Below are 16640 nucleotides of genomic sequence, written 5' to 3' on the forward strand. Positions count from 1 at the left end.
AATTAAACTATATTATTGGTTTTGTATGACATATTTAAAAAGTATTAGAAAAAGCCATGAGGCAAACCGACATGAGGAAACAGTTCTTCTCTCTCAAGAAGCAATCAATAAACATCCTGGATTCATACTATATTATGAATTTTTATCGACCGCGCTAATCAAGCTGAATAGATTTGAAGACGCTCTTGATTGTATATCTCGCGGATTATTAATTGATTCCAGTAATTCGACATTAAAAGCACTAAAGACAGCCTCAGCAGAATATAGTTCTAAAAACCTTAATGTATGTGGCCAGGTAGAACGATTACCAATAACTAAGTTACCTAGAACATTAGAACTTGGAAAAAGAATTTCAAATTACCGGAGTGAAACTGAGTGTACCTGTCAAGACACGCCGCTAGTTACCGTTGTCACAGCTGTTTTTAATAATGATAAAACGCTAGAACGTTGTATACAATCTATCAGTTTGCAATCCTATCCCAATATTGAACATATAGTAATTGATGGCGGAAGCAATGATAAAACGACTGACATCCTCTTAAAAAATAAAGATAATCTTGAATATGTTGTGTCTGAACCTGACGCAGGGATATATGATGCCATGAACAAAGGTATCTCGGTCGCTAAAGGTTCGTTTGTTTGTTTACTGAACTCAGATGATACGTACGAACATGACTTTATAAGTAATTTAGTTCAGACAAGTAAGTCTTGTGATGCAGACGTAATATATAGCGACTTTAAAATTGATGGGAAACTAACACGATCAGTTGAAGAGTTTGGTGCTGGAATTTACTTCGGAAATCTTAACGCAAATCACGCTACCTTTTTGGTTAAAAAAGAGGTTTACAATAAAGTAGGGCTGTATAAAACATCTTACAATATTATCTCAGACATTGTCTGGATAAAAGACGCGCTGGAGCTAGGCATAAAATTTACAAAAGCCAATTGTGAAGGTTTTAATTTTTATACTGGAGGAGCATCAAGTGGTAACGATTCCCACCGGAAAGAAAGAATATTTAGCGAAATAGCAAGGCTTTATCAATCAACATTCAGATTTCTTTCATCTAAAGAGTGTATTTCAATCTATACATTTAGATTCGCTCCAAAAAATGCAGAGACCCTACTTACGTTAATTCAGAAGCATGGTGAGAATCAGAGTTTTATAAATTGTTTAGCTGCATATGTAAGTGATTGTCTAACTTATCGAGATAATTTCAAACTTGCATCCGCAGCCTCCTCTTCCGATTTCGTACCATTAGTTAAACTAACGAAAACATTAGGCTTGGATGTAAGCCTTATTCGCATTGATACCGCTATGGGATGTTTTTCTGAAATACTTAACCAAATTAAAAAGGTTTGTCATCCACTGTTGGAAACTAAGAATGACGCTGACACAAAAGTTATTCTTCATTATGCATTTCAATTTTCTACACCTTCAGAAACGTTCATATATGACTTTATTAATCGATTTAACGATGGCAATAAATATAAGTCCGTATTTTTATGCGATAAACGAGTGTTAGCCGATGAACGACCTTTCGAAAACCTTGTTCAAATAGATTGGGGTGTACTGAATGAGAATATTAGAAATGAACTTTATGTGTATCTGTTTAAATTATTAAATCCAGATTTGATTGTGGCGCATTTCGCTCTTAATGATTGGAAACTATCGCAAAGGCTCACAAACCTTAAGTTAAAACTTCCAACGATTGCGATGACACATGGTATAGATGTTTTTACGTTATCTGAGAAACCCGAATATAAATCATATCTTCTCGAAAAATTTTCGGAGAAGACCAAACATAGACTGACAACAGTTTCTAAATTCCTAAGACAAAAGTTACTTGGGCATGGAGTACCGTTAAATAAGGTCGACTTAATCCATAATTGTCCGAATCCTAATTTTTACGAAAATAGAAAAATCAAAGTAGACGCATTCACTAATAAAACTGTTAAGATCTTATCAATAGGTCGCTGTATTGATTGGAAAGGCCACGATGACTTAATAAAGGCTGTTTCTAAGCTTAAAAAAACCACTGATTACAATTTTTCAATTACTATTGTCTATGGTGGCCAGACAAATAACCTAAACGAATTAAATGATTTAAGAGAGAAGTTGGATGTAACGAAAAATTTTAATTTTATTGAATTCGTTGATTTCGCTCAACAGCCAGAATTTCACCATAAATTCGATATTTACGTGCAAGCTAGTAAAGAAAGTAATGATGATGAGCCTAGAACTGAAACGTTTGGGGTGGCCGCGCTTGAAGCTATTTATTCCGGATTGCCAACGGTCCTCACTAAAGTAGGAGGTCTCGCTGAATTTGACCAAATCTCCCATCCATTGTTACAGTTCGCGGAGCCAAACAATCCTTCTGACCTGGCGACTAAGCTTCTCAAACTTATAGAAAACATGTCAGAAAGTTGTGACAATTCGCGATTGGCTCAATTCCTGTTTGAGAAATACTCATTTGAAAAGCAAAGAGCTTTATTTGCCGACACGGTGAGTAAAGTTCTTGCTAAAGATCTACGCGTAGCCTTGCTGACCTCTAATACTACTCAGGGAGCAGGATATGCAGCTTATAGGGTACATAAGAGTTTACAGAAACATAGCTTGATTAATTCCACATTGCTAACACCAGAAAAGACACACGCTGGGGCAATAGGAGTTCGCTGGATAAGACACCCCAAAAGTAAACGTGGTGATTGGCGCTTTTTCCAACAGCCAGATAACAGCCTGCCTGGTATGACAATCTTTACATACAATGAACAACATTTAGATAATCAGACCTTATATAGTATGGTTGCTTCATCAGACGTTATTAATCTTCACTGGACCGCGCGGTTTCTAAGCGTCGAAAATATTGCATTTCTTTCGTGGTTGAATAAACCTCTCGTCATCACTATTCGAGACATGTATCACTTGAGTGGCGGTTGTCATTTTTTTCACGGTTGCGAGAAGTGGCAATCAAATTGTTACAACTGTCCTCAGTTAATAGATGATATAGGAAATTTATCTGCTTCTACGTTAAGTTACAAAAAGGAGAACTATAATTTTTCTAATATAACTATCGTTGTATTGAGTGACCATACTAGAGAAATTGTCAAACAATCCATTTTTAAAGATTGTAATATCGTAAAAATTCCTAATTCAATTGAAACCGACATTTTTTCGATTGATAATACAAACTCAATACGTAATACCTATAGTATTGACCAAAATGTAAAGGTAATCGGGTATGTCCCATCCTTTCGAAGCGATGTAAAAGGGTTCAAAGAAGCAATTGAGGTTTTAAATCGCCTTTATGATGATAATAGCTACAACTATGAAACTAAAGTTTTGCTATTAGGAAATTCAGAAACTGCGACTGATTTGATAAAATTTGATTGCATTCAAGCTGGCTATGTCTCTGATAATAGTCGATTGGCCGAATTTTATGCAGCGATGGACGTGCTGTTGCTACCTTCCTTGGAAGAAACTTTTTCAAATACCACAGCGGAAGCTATAAGTTGTGGCATCCCGGTAGTTGGGTTCTCGACAGGTGCAATACCTGAACTGGCTATAGATGGCGTTAGTGGCTACTCAGTTCCTGTTGGTGATACCAACGAATTATTCCTTAAATTAAAGCAATGTCTCACTACCGAAAAAGCTTCTCAGGATACGGTAAGGAAATTCGCTCTTCAGCGCCTAACCATGGAGAAACAAGCGTTCGCCTATCAGGAATTATTTCATCAGCTCATTCACAAAGCCAAAAGCAATTTGCCTACTAGTCCACCCGTTTATTCAAAATACCCCTATGGTCCTATAAATGAATATATTGATAAAAAGAAGCGTCATGAAAGCAAAGGGTTGAAATATGTTTTTTTTGGGGCGTCAGTATGTGAGCAAACTGAAAAGCACGACACTAAAGAAATAACTGGATTTATCAACATATTAGAGGAAATGGTTCGATCAGAAAATATTAAATGTGAGATCGAACGCGTTACTGCAGGTTCATGTACTCTAGGTGACGCTGGTCTTGCGTTGATAGAAGATGTGCTTAAGCTTAAACCCGATGTTTGTTTTCTTGAATGGTGTACTCCAATAAGTGGCGATTGTAGGGTGGCAGATTGTCGCGCCATATTCGATAAGTTAGTTAAAAACAAAATTCTTCCAGTAGCATTAATATTGCCTCGCAAGGATAGACAGCAAGCGGATACCACAGTTTTTCAGGAAAGCTTTAAGATATGCAAAAAATACGGTTTTCCCTTTATCGATCTAAGCAGCAAATTTAGTAAAAATTTACTTGACGAAATTCTCAGGGATGTTGTCCATACGACTCCGTTTGGTGCAAAAGTTTATGCTTATGAATTGCTTAATTTCATAAAAGGTTTTAGTAGCAAGCCGAGTTTGAGGGTTCCTACTCTTTCCGAAGATAAAAGTTATTGCAACTTTGAATTTCCTTGGAAAGAAGCAAAAAATAGGGTGAAAGAATTTAGTTTTGATTTGAATGTTGAGTCGCATGAAAGCGAACAAAAATTTTTACTTTTATTAGAGCAGAGAGTGGGTCCTTGGAGTAGAAAATGTCGAGTGCGAATTACATTTGACAATTATTGCACTGAAGAAGTTCTAGAGCTTGCCGACAGCTGGTCGTGGCGTGAACGTCAATGCATCAAAGCACTATCCAATTGGGTAACAATCCCACCAAATACAGAAATAGTTCAAGTGCATATAGAAAGCATCAACATGCGATTATCGGGTTACACAGAAGACCAAAAACAGCGAGCGAAATTTAATACTCATGGTCACCAGATTAGACCAAAAGGCAGGCTTTTCTGCATTTCGACTCAAAGCCAAGCTCTAATAAAGAATATGAGGGTAATCAAATAATGAATAGAAAACCAGAGTTTGTAATCCCGCCAAATATACAAAAAAGAATGTTGAATCCACATCAAGTGGTAGAGTTTATTTCTGACTCAGTGAAATCGACTGCTCCTTTCATGTTTTCTCGATTTGGAAGTATTGAAGGTGAGGTAATCAATAGCGTCTTATTGCGAAACAGAAGTGAGGTAGGTCAAGAATTAAGAGCTAAGGCGAGAAATAATGCCGGTATTGCTAAACCCGAGAACGCAACGCTAAATAAATTTTCTGTCGAGTATATGGCTAGCATCAGTAATGCTGACTTACTGGGAATATGGAATTTTCCAAATCAAATTAAGTTAGCTCAGTTCACGCAAAATCCATATTATTGTCATTTAAATCATCTAGACCCTATTTTTTTAGGTTCTAAGCATGGTGTGAGTTGGACGCAAGCGTTAGACGGAATGAGGGTTTTAGTTATACATCCCTTTGCTGAATCAATTCGCAACCAGGTAAAGAACAAAGCCAATATTAATTTAATTAGAGATATATTACCTCCCTTTAAGCTCATTACACATATTCCTCCGCAGACGACCCAAAGAACGGATGAGGTAGCAAATTCTTGGTATGAAGAACTGAAACAATTAAAGCTTGATATTTTGCAGTACAACTTTGATGTAGCCATAATTGGAGCAGGAGCTTATGGTGCACCCATCGCCTCTTTTATAAAATCAGTCGGCGGTAAAGCTCTCCATCTTGGCGGTGTTACGCAATTAATGTTTGGAATAATAGGCAAGCGTTGGGAATCAAGACCCCATATGAAGGACGTGATGACAGAGGGATGGAGTAGACCTTTGGAAAGTGAAAAACACGAGAATGCTGGCAAAATTGAGGGAGGATGTTATTGGTGAAGGAACTTCAACTATGAAGACTATCTTGCACATAGGAATGGGAAAAGCTGGAAGCTCTACGATTCAAAATGTTTTATTAATGAATCGTGAAAAGCTATTGAGTTCGGGTTGTCTTTATCCTTTGGACTTACTACCAAATAAGAATCTAGGTGGTGACAACCAAAAGACACTAGCATTTGCTGCGAAAAATAACGCATTAAGCAGAGGCTATATGCGTCGCTATAAGGTAAGCAACGCGAATCAGTTTGCTCAATTTAAAAAGGATGTTGTTAGCGCCTACCAAAAACAACTTAAAGCATGTAAACAAGAAGATTACGCTATTTTATCTGCTGAGCAATTTTGGTCTGAGTTAGTAAGCGTTAACGAAATTTGTAATCTTAAAGGTTTACTAGAGGAGATAGGGTTTAGTGTTGAAAGGATTGTTTTTTACATTAGAGAGCAATCAGCTTGGGTAAATAGCTTCTTACACCAAAAAATAAAGGAAGGTAGTCTCAAAAATTTTGAACTCCCATTTAGCTTTAATTTTTTATTCGATAGGCTCAATTATTTGCACACATCGTCAATGTGGCAGTCAGTTTTTGATGAAGCTGAAATTGACTTGAGAGTATTTGATAAAGATTGTTTTTTCAAATTGGACTTAATTTTTGATTTTTTACATGCAACGGGAAAACCCGAACTAATCCGTTTGCTAGGTGATTATAAAACCTTTTTGTCAAATAATGTGAATGAATCAAACTACAATGAAAATATATGCAAGTCGATAGTTTACTTTAATCAAGTATCACAGAAAAGTGACTACTTGAAGAAACAGAATTTGGCGGGTAGAAAGCTTGCTGAACATCTTGTTGAATTAGACGAAGATAAATCGCAAAGAGGTTCTGTAAAATTAATTACTCAGGAAGAAGTAAGGAATATTAGAGCTATGTTTGAATCCAGTAATAAATTACTGTTCGAGCAATATAATTTGAATGCAAAAGACTTTAACTTTGAAAGTTTAGATTGTTTCCCTGAACAAAAAATAATTCCATTTAATCAGGAAACCTTTTTTGAATATTACTATAAATCAATAGCCAAGGCCTAAAGATAATGAGAAAAGTTGCTTTAATTTCAGGCGTTACTGGGCAAGATGGTTCGTATCTTGCGGAATTCCTTTTAGAAAAAGGATATGAAGTTCATGGGATAAAACGCAGGGCATCTTCGTTTAACACTGAGAGGGTCGATCACATATACGAAGATCCCCATAATGAAAACCCTCATTTCTTTTTACATTACGGTGACTTGACTGATACTTCTAATTTAACTCGAATTCTTCAGGAAGTTCAGCCGGATGAAGTGTATAATCTTGGCGCGCAGTCACACGTGGCAGTTTCCTTTGAGTCCCCTGAGTATACCGCAGATGTTGATGCGATAGGCACACTTCGCCTCCTAGAGGCAATTCGATTTTTAGGCTTAGAAAAGAAGACTAAATTTTATCAGGCATCAACGTCAGAGCTTTATGGTTTGGTTCAGGAAATTCCTCAGCGTGAAACAACGCCATTTTACCCACGCTCTCCTTATGCAGTTGCAAAGATGTATGCTTATTGGATAACGGTTAATTACCGCGAATCTTACGGTATATATGCTTGTAACGGAATATTATTTAACCACGAGTCTCCTAGACGGGGAGAAACATTTGTAACAAGAAAGATTACCCGAGGCATTGCTAACATCGCATGTGGTTTAGAAACCTGTTTGTTTCTTGGAAATATGGATGCATTGAGAGACTGGGGACACGCAAAAGACTACGTGCGTATGCAGTGGATGATGTTGCAACAGGATGTTCCTAGAGACTTTGTTATAGCGACAGGAAAGCAAATCTCTGTGCGTGAATTCGTGAAGTTGGCAGCCAGCGAAGCAGGGCTATCCATCGAATTTTCCGGCGAGGGCATAGATGAGGTTGCAACCATAACTAAAATTAACAACAGTGAGATCACCGATGTCGATGTGGGAGATGTGATTGTTCGAGTCGATCCACGCTATTTCAGGCCAGCTGAAGTTGAAACATTGTTAGGTGACCCATCGTTAGCTAAAAACAAGCTTGGATGGGAGCCTGAAATTACAGTGGAGGAAATGTGTTCCGAAATGGTGAAAAGTGATCTGGATATAGCGAAAAGACATGCATTGTTGAAAAAGCATGGGTTTTCTGTCGCTGTAGCAAAAGAATAATTGGGTAACATCAAACCATTTGTTAACGGTTTATTGAGGTCATTATGAAAACTGTCTATGTAGCAGGCCATAAAGGAATGGTTGGATCCGCTATTGTCCGCCAACTTGCTAAAAGAGATGATATAAATTTGATCACTCGATCTCGCGAAGAGTTAGATTTAACAAATCAATCAGATGTCATGTGTTTTTTCTCAGAAAATCAAATAGATGAAGTTTATTTGGCTGCTGCTAAGGTAGGTGGTATTCACGCGAATAATACCTATCCTGCAGACTTTATTTATGAAAATCTGACAATAGAAGCGAATATAATACACTCTGCTCATCAGAATGGCGTGGAAAAACTTTTATTTCTAGGCTCCAGTTGCATTTACCCCAAACATGCCGATCAACCGCTTCGTGAAGATTCACTACTTTCTGGAAAGTTAGAGGAAACTAACGAAGCATATGCGATCGCGAAAATCGCTGGTATTAAACTTTGCGAAAGCTTTAATAGACAATATGGAAGGGATTATCGTTCTATTATGCCAACGAACCTATATGGGCCTAATGATAATTTTCACCCTGATAATTCACACGTCATTCCTGCTTTGCTGAGAAGATTTCATGAGGCCGTAGTTAACCATGAATCTCAGGTAATAGCTTGGGGTAGCGGGAAGCCCATGCGTGAGTTTCTTCACGTGGAAGATATGGCCAGCGCCTCAATATTTATCATGGAACTAGAGCAAGCAAAATACGCTAACGTTGTTGAGCCAATGTTGAGTCATATTAACGTTGGGACGGGCGAAGACTGCACCGTTAAAGAATTAGTTCAGACAATAGCCAAAGTGATTGGCTTTGAAGGGGAGATTATTTGGGACACTTCAAAGCCAGATGGCACACCTAGAAAATTGATGGAAGTGAGCCGTCTCTCAAAACTCGGATGGCAATATAGTATTAGGCTGGAAGATGGGCTACGCTCAACATACGATTGGTTTTTAAAGAATCAACAAAACTTTAGAAAGTAATCTGCAATGTATTTAGATACTGATACGTTTTCGACTGTCTTAAAAAGTACACCGCTAATTTCAATTGATTTGCTTGTACAAAATCAACAAAATCAATTCCTACTAGGAAAGAGATCTAATCAGCCAGCAAAAAATTATTGGTTTGTTCCTGGTGGTAGAATCTACAAAAACGAATCGATAGGAAAGTCTTTTGATCGAATAGCGAAAGAAGAATTTGGCACGTGTTTTAGCATTGAGAATGCAAAGCTACTCGGACTCTTTGAGCATTTCTACGCTAATAGCGTATTAAGTGAATCCATTTCTACTCATTACGTAGTAATAGCATACAAGTTGGAAGTTGACCAGTTAGTTGATCCTCCTGATGTTCAGCATACTGCTTATAAGTGGTTTAGCAAAAATGAATTACTCCGTTGTAATGATGTGCATCATTATACAAAGGCATACATTGTATAGCGATTTGGATTTACATTTCGACTTTACATCTTCTCTGAAATTAATTTTGAGTGGTAACTAAGATGGTAATCTTTGCGGAAAAGTTTGGAGAACTTCACAACTTAGAAAATTTGGCCTATAAATTGGTTTCGCAATTTCCAGATTTTTTCTCCGCATCAAATTTTCTTGCTATTAATTGGAAAAGTTTTGTTGAAATAACTAGCTATAATTTGAAATGCGTTAATCAATTTGCTGATTATTTGCGCAGTGTGGGCGGAGGAAAAAGTTTCACTTCGGTCTGCGAGTTTGCCGAGATAGTAAATTTTCCAGAAGCACTCCAACGTATAGGTGTCACAGAGCTCTATTGTCCATTTTGGGTAGATGATGAGGCTGCTTTCTCGTTATTGGAATCCGGTATAACGATTCGTGCTTTTCCCTCAGACATCGAACACCCGATTGATTTAAGAGAATTGGATAAAAGATGTTTATTACAAGTTAGGTCATTAGGGAAGTTGGGTAAGCAAATTGAACTTACCTTAATTGATGTTGCAGGATTACATGAACTAAACCCTAAAAAAGGTTCGCTGTTATTTGAAGAAAGTGCTGTTATAGAGCAACAAACAATTGCTAGTGCCCAGTTACTTGAACACCCAATTTATAATAGAGCTCTTTGCAAAGGAAATATTATCGTTGGTAGAGTGCCAAATAAGTTAAAAGGACGTGTATTCTGGGATGCGCTTAAAGTAGATGCTGTTCCTATTCTTCCTGGTGCACCCACATATTTAAAATCTGACAACTTAATTTTCAATTCGTTGATTTTCCACAGTTCAAGAAAATTAACATCTCAGAATGAAGATGATTTAACGATAAGCTCATTTATAGAAAATTTTTTATCTCATATTCAACAATTAAAATTTTGTTACTCAGGAAAGATGGGAATAGCGTTTGATGTTATTCAGGACGCATTCAAAATAAAAAATGCTTCACCAAGCTATCTAAATGGCTGTATGAATAGCTCTATACAGGAAAAGTTAGAATGCTTTCCCTTTCAGATTGATACAGCTCTCTTGATGCTAATTAATAAAATTATTTTGCGGCGTGAAGATATTTATCCGTTGATTTTAGACACGGATACCTTAAGAAATATAGTAAAGAAATATGATAATTCTGAAATGGACGTTAAAATATTTGTCAAGAATATCCTGCAAGAGCATAAAGTAGCATGGTTACTGTGGGGAACAGATGACTAGGGTTAATGTATTTTTAACGGGTAAGCATGCGAATCGTACACCGATGGCATACTCGGAATATAAGCAGATATTTAGAAATTTTTGTAACTTCGTTTCCCGAATGGAGGATGCAGATATTGTCGTTCTTGGGTTTTCCGTTGACCTAAACGGCCTTAGTACTTCACTTCAAAAGCTAAAAAAAAATCGCGAGATTCCTAAAATTCTAATTATTTCTGAAGAACCGCTTTGGGATACTCTTTCAGGAAATGATTTCAGATTGCAGTCTGACACTTTTTACTTAGGCGGTGAGCCATTAAAAATTTGGAATTTTAACCATTTCACATCAGACATTTTTAAATTTCACAAAATCCCCTACTTTTTGACAACGGAAAGTTGTTATTTTTCAAGGTATGCTAGCTTACTCTCGTCGAGAAGCAGTTCGTTTGACAGCGCGTCTTTAAAATTAAGGCTGAAATCAAGTCAAAATAGGATAGTTTTTCTGGCACAATATCGGGATGAGCAAAAATACGAGTATAAAGATGAGTTAAACCATATCTATGGTCTTTCAATCTATCGAACTCAACTGGCACTGCTAAGTAAAGGGCAAGATGTTTCTATCAGCGGAGAGGGGTGGAACGAAGTCGGTAGGAGACAGTTATTGACAGATTGGCATATTGATAAATTATTCAGTTTATCTGATAAGGTACAGTTATTGTCTGCTATAGAAAATGTTCATGATAAAAACTATATTACAGAAAAGTTTTTTGATGCATTCATTGTTGGAGCGATTCCAATTTACTTAGCAAATCCGTCGCATCGTATCTTCGAATTCACTTCATCTTCTGCCTTTATAAATCTATGGGGTAAGTCTCCCTCGGAGAGTTGCGATCTTCTTAACAATTTTAAAATAGATGATTTTGATTTTTTCGAATATGAACACACGCTAAACAGACTGAAAAGATTATTTTCCAATCAAGAAAATCTACACGAAGAGCGTGCCAGGGTGGTCTGGGAATGCATGAAGGCGATTTGTGACGTTGCTAACAGTTAGCTGCTTTAGTTCGGCTCTCCATCAATAATTGCGCTGATTGCAGCACCCGCCTCATATGAACATTACCAGTAGGAAGACGCATCTATCCGTTGATGGAGTTTAGGTTTCTCTTTAGCGTGAGGCCGTATCCAGCCAGTTAATTTGCTAAAATCATAATACCCCTGATTCTCCCAACGACTCCCCGTGATGCCGAATAGAAGTTGTAGTGAGCCTCCTAAATGAATTGCTATTTTTCCTAGATCTTTTACAAATCCAGCAATTGGTAAGCCATAAGCGCCCGCAGCTATAAAGCAAATATCAAAATCTGTTTTGTAAATCTTTTCTTTGAGCTTGGTTAATTCATCTATCCAATTTGAGTCCGTGTTTTCTCCTGCAAAAGTAATGGGCGGAGATAAGAGAGTAAATGAAATATCCGTTGGCCAGATTTCATTTATTGTTGGAATGTTTCTAATATTCTTAATTTGTTGGTCAATAGATTTAGTAAACGGATGAACGACTAACACTCTCATTCCTGAAAGTCTACTAGTCCAAGGAGCTATTTGGAACGCGTGTCTAACGATGAATGGATTAAGATAGTCTAAGTCCGTTAATGATTCGGGCGCTGCTACACTCAATAGGCTAATTTGACGCTTATTACTCTCATCGTCACTGAACTTCCATAAGCCCATTAAATCACTTCTAAGCGCTGCTGAAATGGACTCGTATGAAAAATATTTAATCACTCTACCAACAGGTGGAGTTACACCAGATTTAATTTTTATTTCATCTCTAAACTCTCTAGGTACTTCCTTTTCCCGTTTAATCGCTAAAGAATGAATGACTTTTGACTCACTTCCGCCAAATCGCGCTGCCATAAACGGCTTTCCCGACGAAATACGGTATGAAATAAAGTCGTATGTTTCTTGCGCCGAAAGCATTTTCTCTGCAAGGTTCTTGGGTAAATCTATGTTATCTTTATTGCTTTGCATTTTTTCTGTGAACTCGAGTAAACTACGTTAAACCTTGTTATATGTTACAGGATTAACTTTTCGTACGCTCAATAGTTCTCTTTAATTTGAACATAACTGTAAGAGAATATCATAATATTTACACGGTTTGGCACCAAGGTTACAATTGACGGGTTTATTTAGTCTCATCATTTAGAATGCTTAAAAATTGCCCCCAACTTTAAAAAATTATTCTGTTAGAATACCCCCTGAACAAAAATGATGATGAATGGTCAAAAAAATTAACGGGTTTTCCCCACGATGCAAAACGATAACAGCCTATACAATCTGGCCTTCACGCAGGAAGATGCTTCCGATCTGGCAAATCTTTCGCAAGACAACTTAAAAAAGGTTTACCCGGAACTTTATTTAAAAGCCGCTTCAACAATTAGACGCAAACGGCGAGCGCGGAATAAAGCCAATCAACAAAGTGAAATGAGTGACGCGGCTTTACTCGCGTTAACCCATTCTACAAAGTCATTTATTGAGGAAAGCTATTTTCGTTCTCGCTGGTATCGCTATCTAAAATCAATATTGGTTAAGTTTGCACGCAGGGTATTTTTTGATAAGTCTTCTTTTGAACAGGACATTCAACTAATTCTGACAAGTGATTTTTTCGATTCGCAGTGGTACTCGGACTTTAGTGGCGTACAAGGTGATGACAAAGCCCTGGCGCGCCATTATTTGCTGCATGGCTATGCTAATTTATTAGATCCGTCATCATCGTTTTCTACGAAAGCCTATTTACAATTTAATCCCGATATTATCTCGTCTGCACTTAATCCGCTTGTTCATTATCTGCGTCATGGCGTATTAGAGAAGCGTAAAATTGCCGAAAGTTCTTACAAAAAAACTGAAAATAATGAATAAGCACCATAACCATACTTCTTTTAAGACGTTTGCTCAGAACGTGCTAGGTTTCAATGATGTGACTGATACTGAACTAGAAAACCTCAATGGCGAATTAGATTATTCTTATTCTGTAAATAAGGTAGATGAGAAAGTTGAATTATTGAGCGTTTTATCCAGTAAAAAGGGTAACGTCGAACGTTCATGCATAATCAAGGGCGATGACGAAACGTTTGCCTCCTTAGTTCCAACCCTACTAAACAAAAATGTCGTTCAGCTTGATCTTGCGGTGAATGTGCTGCAATCATCGCAAAACCACAATGAGATAAAGAGCGCTTTATTTGACGCAACCGAAACGCTTCGAAAAGATTATGGTCTGGCTGTTTATTATGCTGAAACGCTGGCGGAAAGCGCGTTAACAGCAGACCTAATAACTTTCTCGCTTCCTCAGTTGACCGAACTGGCAATTGTTTTGGGTAAGGAAAAAGAGCTTGCTCGTCTAATTGCTGATGAACTGCAATCGCTTCTTGCTGACATAGTGTTCTTAAAATCTGTTGAAAACTTACGATTAATTCAACAAATTCTCGCCGCTTCATCAGAAGTATCATACATCAATGAGCAGCTACTTACGTTTTCTTACCCCGCAGACGAGTCCTCGTTTGATGCAATGTTGAGTATCTTTCTGTCAGTATCGAAAAATGTCGACGACTTTAAGGCTTTTACCGGGCGAGCAGAGTGGCAAGAACGCTTGCAATCACAGCAGGTTTTCTCCCATACCATCGAGACGCTAAGCCGTTCCCCAGTAAAAATAAATTTCATAACCGACCCTAAGCGTTTTGCCACCATCTGGCGCAGCTTTGACGAAATAAAACACGTGCGGATGTTATTTCGAGCCTGTTATTTTATCGCTGACAGTGACCAGGAGTTACTAAATTCTATTGATACGGTTAAGCTATTGATTACTGCATTTTCAATGGATGATGCCGACTTCAATGTGGTCTATCGGGATATCAGGCGCTCATACCGAACGATTTGCTCAAGGCGGCAACTTGAACATATTTTAGAACACGTTGACGTTGAAGAACTTAGCTTAAATAAATGGATTTACCTGTTTAGCTTGTTACAACCTCTTGTTGAGGAGAGTGAGAAGCTAGGTTTCTTTACCCAGGTGATGTTAACAAATGGCATTCCTGCAATCAGTAGCGAGGTGCCGCTCACTTTCGCGGCGGCATTAGGTTTGAAAAAGTTGTCAAACGAGATTGTAAATGACAGCTTATTGGCATCTAACTGTACTCCCTGTTTGCCAACTGATGTTGATTACTCGCTAAAGGATATATTTTCCTCGGTCATTGAGGCTGGACAAACAATGACTCGTTCTGGCACTGATAAAGGGTTGGTGAGCATTATCATAACCACCTTCAATCCTGACTTGGATTTCTTCAAATTGTCATTGCATTCACTTGCACTACAAAGTTACCAAAATATTGAAGTAATAGTTGTAGATGATTGTTCAGAACAAGTCTCAAGTCATAAGATTGCTGAAATATGTGATAGCTTCGAGAGTATGCAGATCACATTTATTCGTAATCAGCAAAATGTGGGTCAATACGTCAGCAGAAATATCGCCATTCGGCAATCGAAAGGGCAGTTTATAGCAATTCAGGATGATGACGATGTCAGTCATCCCCAGCGCATTGAGCGGCAGGTGAATGCTTTGGAAAGTGAATGCTATTCAGCTTGTTTTACAAAACATGTGCGCTATTCTGATGAGGGGATGTTATCCGTTGATGATCCACGCAATTTATTAGTGTTGGGGGATGGCCCTGCGTCATTGATATTCAGGCGCGATGTTCTAAATACTGTCGGCGGCTTTCGCGCATTTCGGTCTCGTGGAGATATTGATTTTCGTACACGCATCCAGCGTATGTTAGGTGAACAAGCGATTTATCACCTGAACATTCCACTCTATTACATGAGATCTTCGCTGAAGACTATTTCCTCACTATATGAATATTTACACGGAGACCAATTAGTGTATTTCCGCAAACGTATAGCGATACTCAGTGGACGTAAAGCTAATCAAGAGGAGTGTGGTGTTGAGTAGCTTAATAATTAGTCTAACGACGATCCATTCGAGAGTTGATAAAATTCACCTGGTGATCGAATCACTACTCAATCAACAGACGTCGATTGATTTTGAGGTACGTTTGTATATTTCCGACGAAGCGTATTTGTTAGATAAGGGTATAAAAAACGTCCCAGATACGTTGCAACGCGTAGCGAAGAATAGTGGTGGGCGATTTAACGTTTTTTATACCCAAAACATTGGGCCCTATCGTAAGTTTTTACCGCTTTTAAAAGAATACTTTGCGGACAAAATAGACTTTACCTATTTGGTGACGGTTGACGATGACACTGTATATCCTGACAACTGGCTACAGGGGCTTATTGAGGCAAACAAAAAACACAACTGTGTTGTGGCCTACCGAGGAAGACAGTTAGTTTGTGATGAAGAATCGATAATGCCGTACAACACTTGGATTCATTCAGACTCAACGGTACTTCAACCCAGTTTGAAGACAGTGGGGACGGGTAAAGATGGTATACTTTACCGGCCGGAATATTTTCACCCTGATATAGTAGATATAGAACAAGCACTCGCCGCCTGCAACCATGCCGATGACCTGTGGCTAAAAGTTCATACCGCTATAAACGGGGTCCCTTCGGTATTATTAGCGGAAAGCCTGGAAGAAGCGTTTAAGGATTTAGGGGAAGAAGACGATAACACGCTTTATCGAAAAATTAATAAGTTCGGCGGGAACGATGTGGCTATGAGTAACTTACACAGGTACTTTTTAAATCGTTATAGACTAAATTTATTGGATGTTTTTAATCTGAACTTGTCAAAAAGCAGCACATGGTTAAATCCGCATTTTTTAAATAGTTACTATTAGTTTTTCAAGGTCATTTGAATAAACACCAATCGAAAATGTCCTTACCTATGGCTGAGCTATCAAATATACAAGTGACCAGATAGCTAAATGCCGCATAAATGTTTGATTAGGTATTCAACGTAGCAGTCTAAATAACAAATCAACCTTATGAAAAGTAAATGAGAAAACTGCTGCAACAA

Annotated in this window: 12 protein-coding genes; 11 read left to right on the forward strand and 1 reads right to left on the reverse strand. The window is 37.9% G+C overall.

Features of this window, described 5'->3' with window-relative positions:
* The first annotated feature begins 25 nt into the window (after window positions 1-25).
* The 8 genes from OPS25_RS06015 to OPS25_RS06050 all read left to right on the forward strand — a co-directional run bounded on the left by OPS25_RS06015 (window position 26) and on the right by OPS25_RS06050 (window position 11672).
* Entirely contained in the window at window positions 26-4870 is a 4845-nt protein-coding gene (locus OPS25_RS06015; RefSeq protein WP_265616744.1) for a glycosyltransferase, read from the forward strand.
* On the forward strand, window positions 4870-5751 hold the full coding sequence (locus OPS25_RS06020; RefSeq protein ID WP_265616745.1) for a GT-D fold domain-containing protein: 882 nt from the start codon (window positions 4870-4872) through the stop codon (window positions 5749-5751). The genes OPS25_RS06015 and OPS25_RS06020 overlap by 1 nt, the downstream gene beginning before the upstream one ends.
* Complete coding sequence (locus tag OPS25_RS06025) at window positions 5717-6832, forward strand: hypothetical protein (RefSeq protein ID WP_265616746.1); 1116 nt, start codon at window positions 5717-5719, stop codon at window positions 6830-6832. The genes OPS25_RS06020 and OPS25_RS06025 overlap by 35 nt, the downstream gene beginning before the upstream one ends.
* 5 nt (window positions 6833-6837) lie before the next feature.
* A complete protein-coding gene (gene gmd, locus OPS25_RS06030; RefSeq protein WP_265616747.1) occupies window positions 6838-7956 on the forward strand; it encodes a GDP-mannose 4,6-dehydratase in 1119 nt (372 codons plus the stop codon).
* Between the two features lie 44 nt (window positions 7957-8000).
* The gene (fcl, locus tag OPS25_RS06035; RefSeq protein WP_265616748.1) at window positions 8001-8960 is read left to right on the forward strand and encodes a GDP-L-fucose synthase; all 960 of its coding nucleotides are present in this window, start codon (window positions 8001-8003) and stop codon (window positions 8958-8960) included.
* A 6-nt stretch (window positions 8961-8966) separates the two neighbouring features.
* On the forward strand, window positions 8967-9413 hold the full coding sequence (locus tag OPS25_RS06040) for a GDP-mannose mannosyl hydrolase (protein ID WP_265616749.1): 447 nt from the start codon (window positions 8967-8969) through the stop codon (window positions 9411-9413).
* 62 nt (window positions 9414-9475) lie between these two features.
* Window positions 9476-10642: a hypothetical protein gene (locus OPS25_RS06045; protein ID WP_265616750.1), complete on the forward strand. Its 1167-nt coding sequence runs from the start codon at window positions 9476-9478 to the stop codon at window positions 10640-10642.
* Window positions 10635-11672: a glycosyltransferase family 10 domain-containing protein gene (locus tag OPS25_RS06050; RefSeq protein ID WP_265616751.1), complete on the forward strand. Its 1038-nt coding sequence runs from the start codon at window positions 10635-10637 to the stop codon at window positions 11670-11672. The genes OPS25_RS06045 and OPS25_RS06050 overlap by 8 nt, the downstream gene beginning before the upstream one ends.
* A 62-nt stretch (window positions 11673-11734) precedes the next feature.
* Here the strand turns inward: OPS25_RS06050 and OPS25_RS06055 are convergent, their stop codons facing one another.
* Window positions 11735-12640, reverse strand: a complete 906-nt coding sequence (locus OPS25_RS06055; RefSeq protein WP_265616752.1) for a hypothetical protein — start codon at window positions 12638-12640, stop codon at window positions 11735-11737.
* 279 nt (window positions 12641-12919) lie between these two features.
* On the opposite strand from OPS25_RS06055, the gene OPS25_RS06060 reads away from it, so the two are divergent.
* Genes OPS25_RS06060 through OPS25_RS06070 form a run of 3 tightly spaced genes read left to right on the forward strand, consistent with a single transcriptional unit; the run spans window position 12920 to window position 16461 of the window.
* Window positions 12920-13528, forward strand: a complete 609-nt coding sequence (locus tag OPS25_RS06060) for a hypothetical protein (RefSeq protein ID WP_265616753.1) — start codon at window positions 12920-12922, stop codon at window positions 13526-13528.
* The gene (locus OPS25_RS06065) at window positions 13521-15611 is read left to right on the forward strand and encodes a glycosyltransferase family 2 protein (protein ID WP_265616754.1); all 2091 of its coding nucleotides are present in this window, start codon (window positions 13521-13523) and stop codon (window positions 15609-15611) included. Before OPS25_RS06060 ends, OPS25_RS06065 begins: the two co-directional genes overlap by 8 nt.
* Window positions 15604-16461 carry a glycosyltransferase gene (locus OPS25_RS06070; protein WP_265616755.1) on the forward strand — a complete coding sequence of 286 codons (858 nt, stop codon included), beginning with the start codon at window positions 15604-15606 and terminating at the stop codon, window positions 16459-16461. The genes OPS25_RS06065 and OPS25_RS06070 overlap by 8 nt, the downstream gene beginning before the upstream one ends.
* Window positions 16462-16640: the final 179 nt, after the last annotated feature.

The organism is Alteromonas aquimaris (genome assembly GCF_026183695.1).
GTDB lineage: Bacteria > Pseudomonadota > Gammaproteobacteria > Enterobacterales > Alteromonadaceae > Alteromonas > Alteromonas aquimaris.

What these genes read in the sequence shown, in the direction of transcription:
- OPS25_RS06045 (WP_265616750.1), top strand. Translation starts at nt 9,476, where the DNA reads ATGGTAATCTTTGCGGAAAAGTTTGGAGAACTTCACAACTTAGAAAAT.
- fcl (WP_265616748.1), top strand. Translation starts at nt 8,001, where the DNA reads ATGAAAACTGTCTATGTAGCAGGCCATAAAGGAATGGTTGGATCCGCT.
- OPS25_RS06025 (WP_265616746.1), top strand. Translation starts at nt 5,717, where the DNA reads ATGCTGGCAAAATTGAGGGAGGATGTTATTGGTGAAGGAACTTCAACT.
- OPS25_RS06055 (WP_265616752.1), bottom strand. Translation starts at nt 12,640, where the DNA reads ATGCAAAGCAATAAAGATAACATAGATTTACCCAAGAACCTTGCAGAG.
- OPS25_RS06040 (WP_265616749.1), top strand. Translation starts at nt 8,967, where the DNA reads ATGTATTTAGATACTGATACGTTTTCGACTGTCTTAAAAAGTACACCG.
- OPS25_RS06050 (WP_265616751.1), top strand. Translation starts at nt 10,635, where the DNA reads ATGACTAGGGTTAATGTATTTTTAACGGGTAAGCATGCGAATCGTACA.
- OPS25_RS06020 (WP_265616745.1), top strand. Translation starts at nt 4,870, where the DNA reads ATGAATAGAAAACCAGAGTTTGTAATCCCGCCAAATATACAAAAAAGA.
- gmd (WP_265616747.1), top strand. Translation starts at nt 6,838, where the DNA reads ATGAGAAAAGTTGCTTTAATTTCAGGCGTTACTGGGCAAGATGGTTCG.
- OPS25_RS06015 (WP_265616744.1), top strand. Translation starts at nt 26, where the DNA reads ATGACATATTTAAAAAGTATTAGAAAAAGCCATGAGGCAAACCGACAT.
- OPS25_RS06060 (WP_265616753.1), top strand. Translation starts at nt 12,920, where the DNA reads ATGCAAAACGATAACAGCCTATACAATCTGGCCTTCACGCAGGAAGAT.
- OPS25_RS06065 (WP_265616754.1), top strand. Translation starts at nt 13,521, where the DNA reads ATGAATAAGCACCATAACCATACTTCTTTTAAGACGTTTGCTCAGAAC.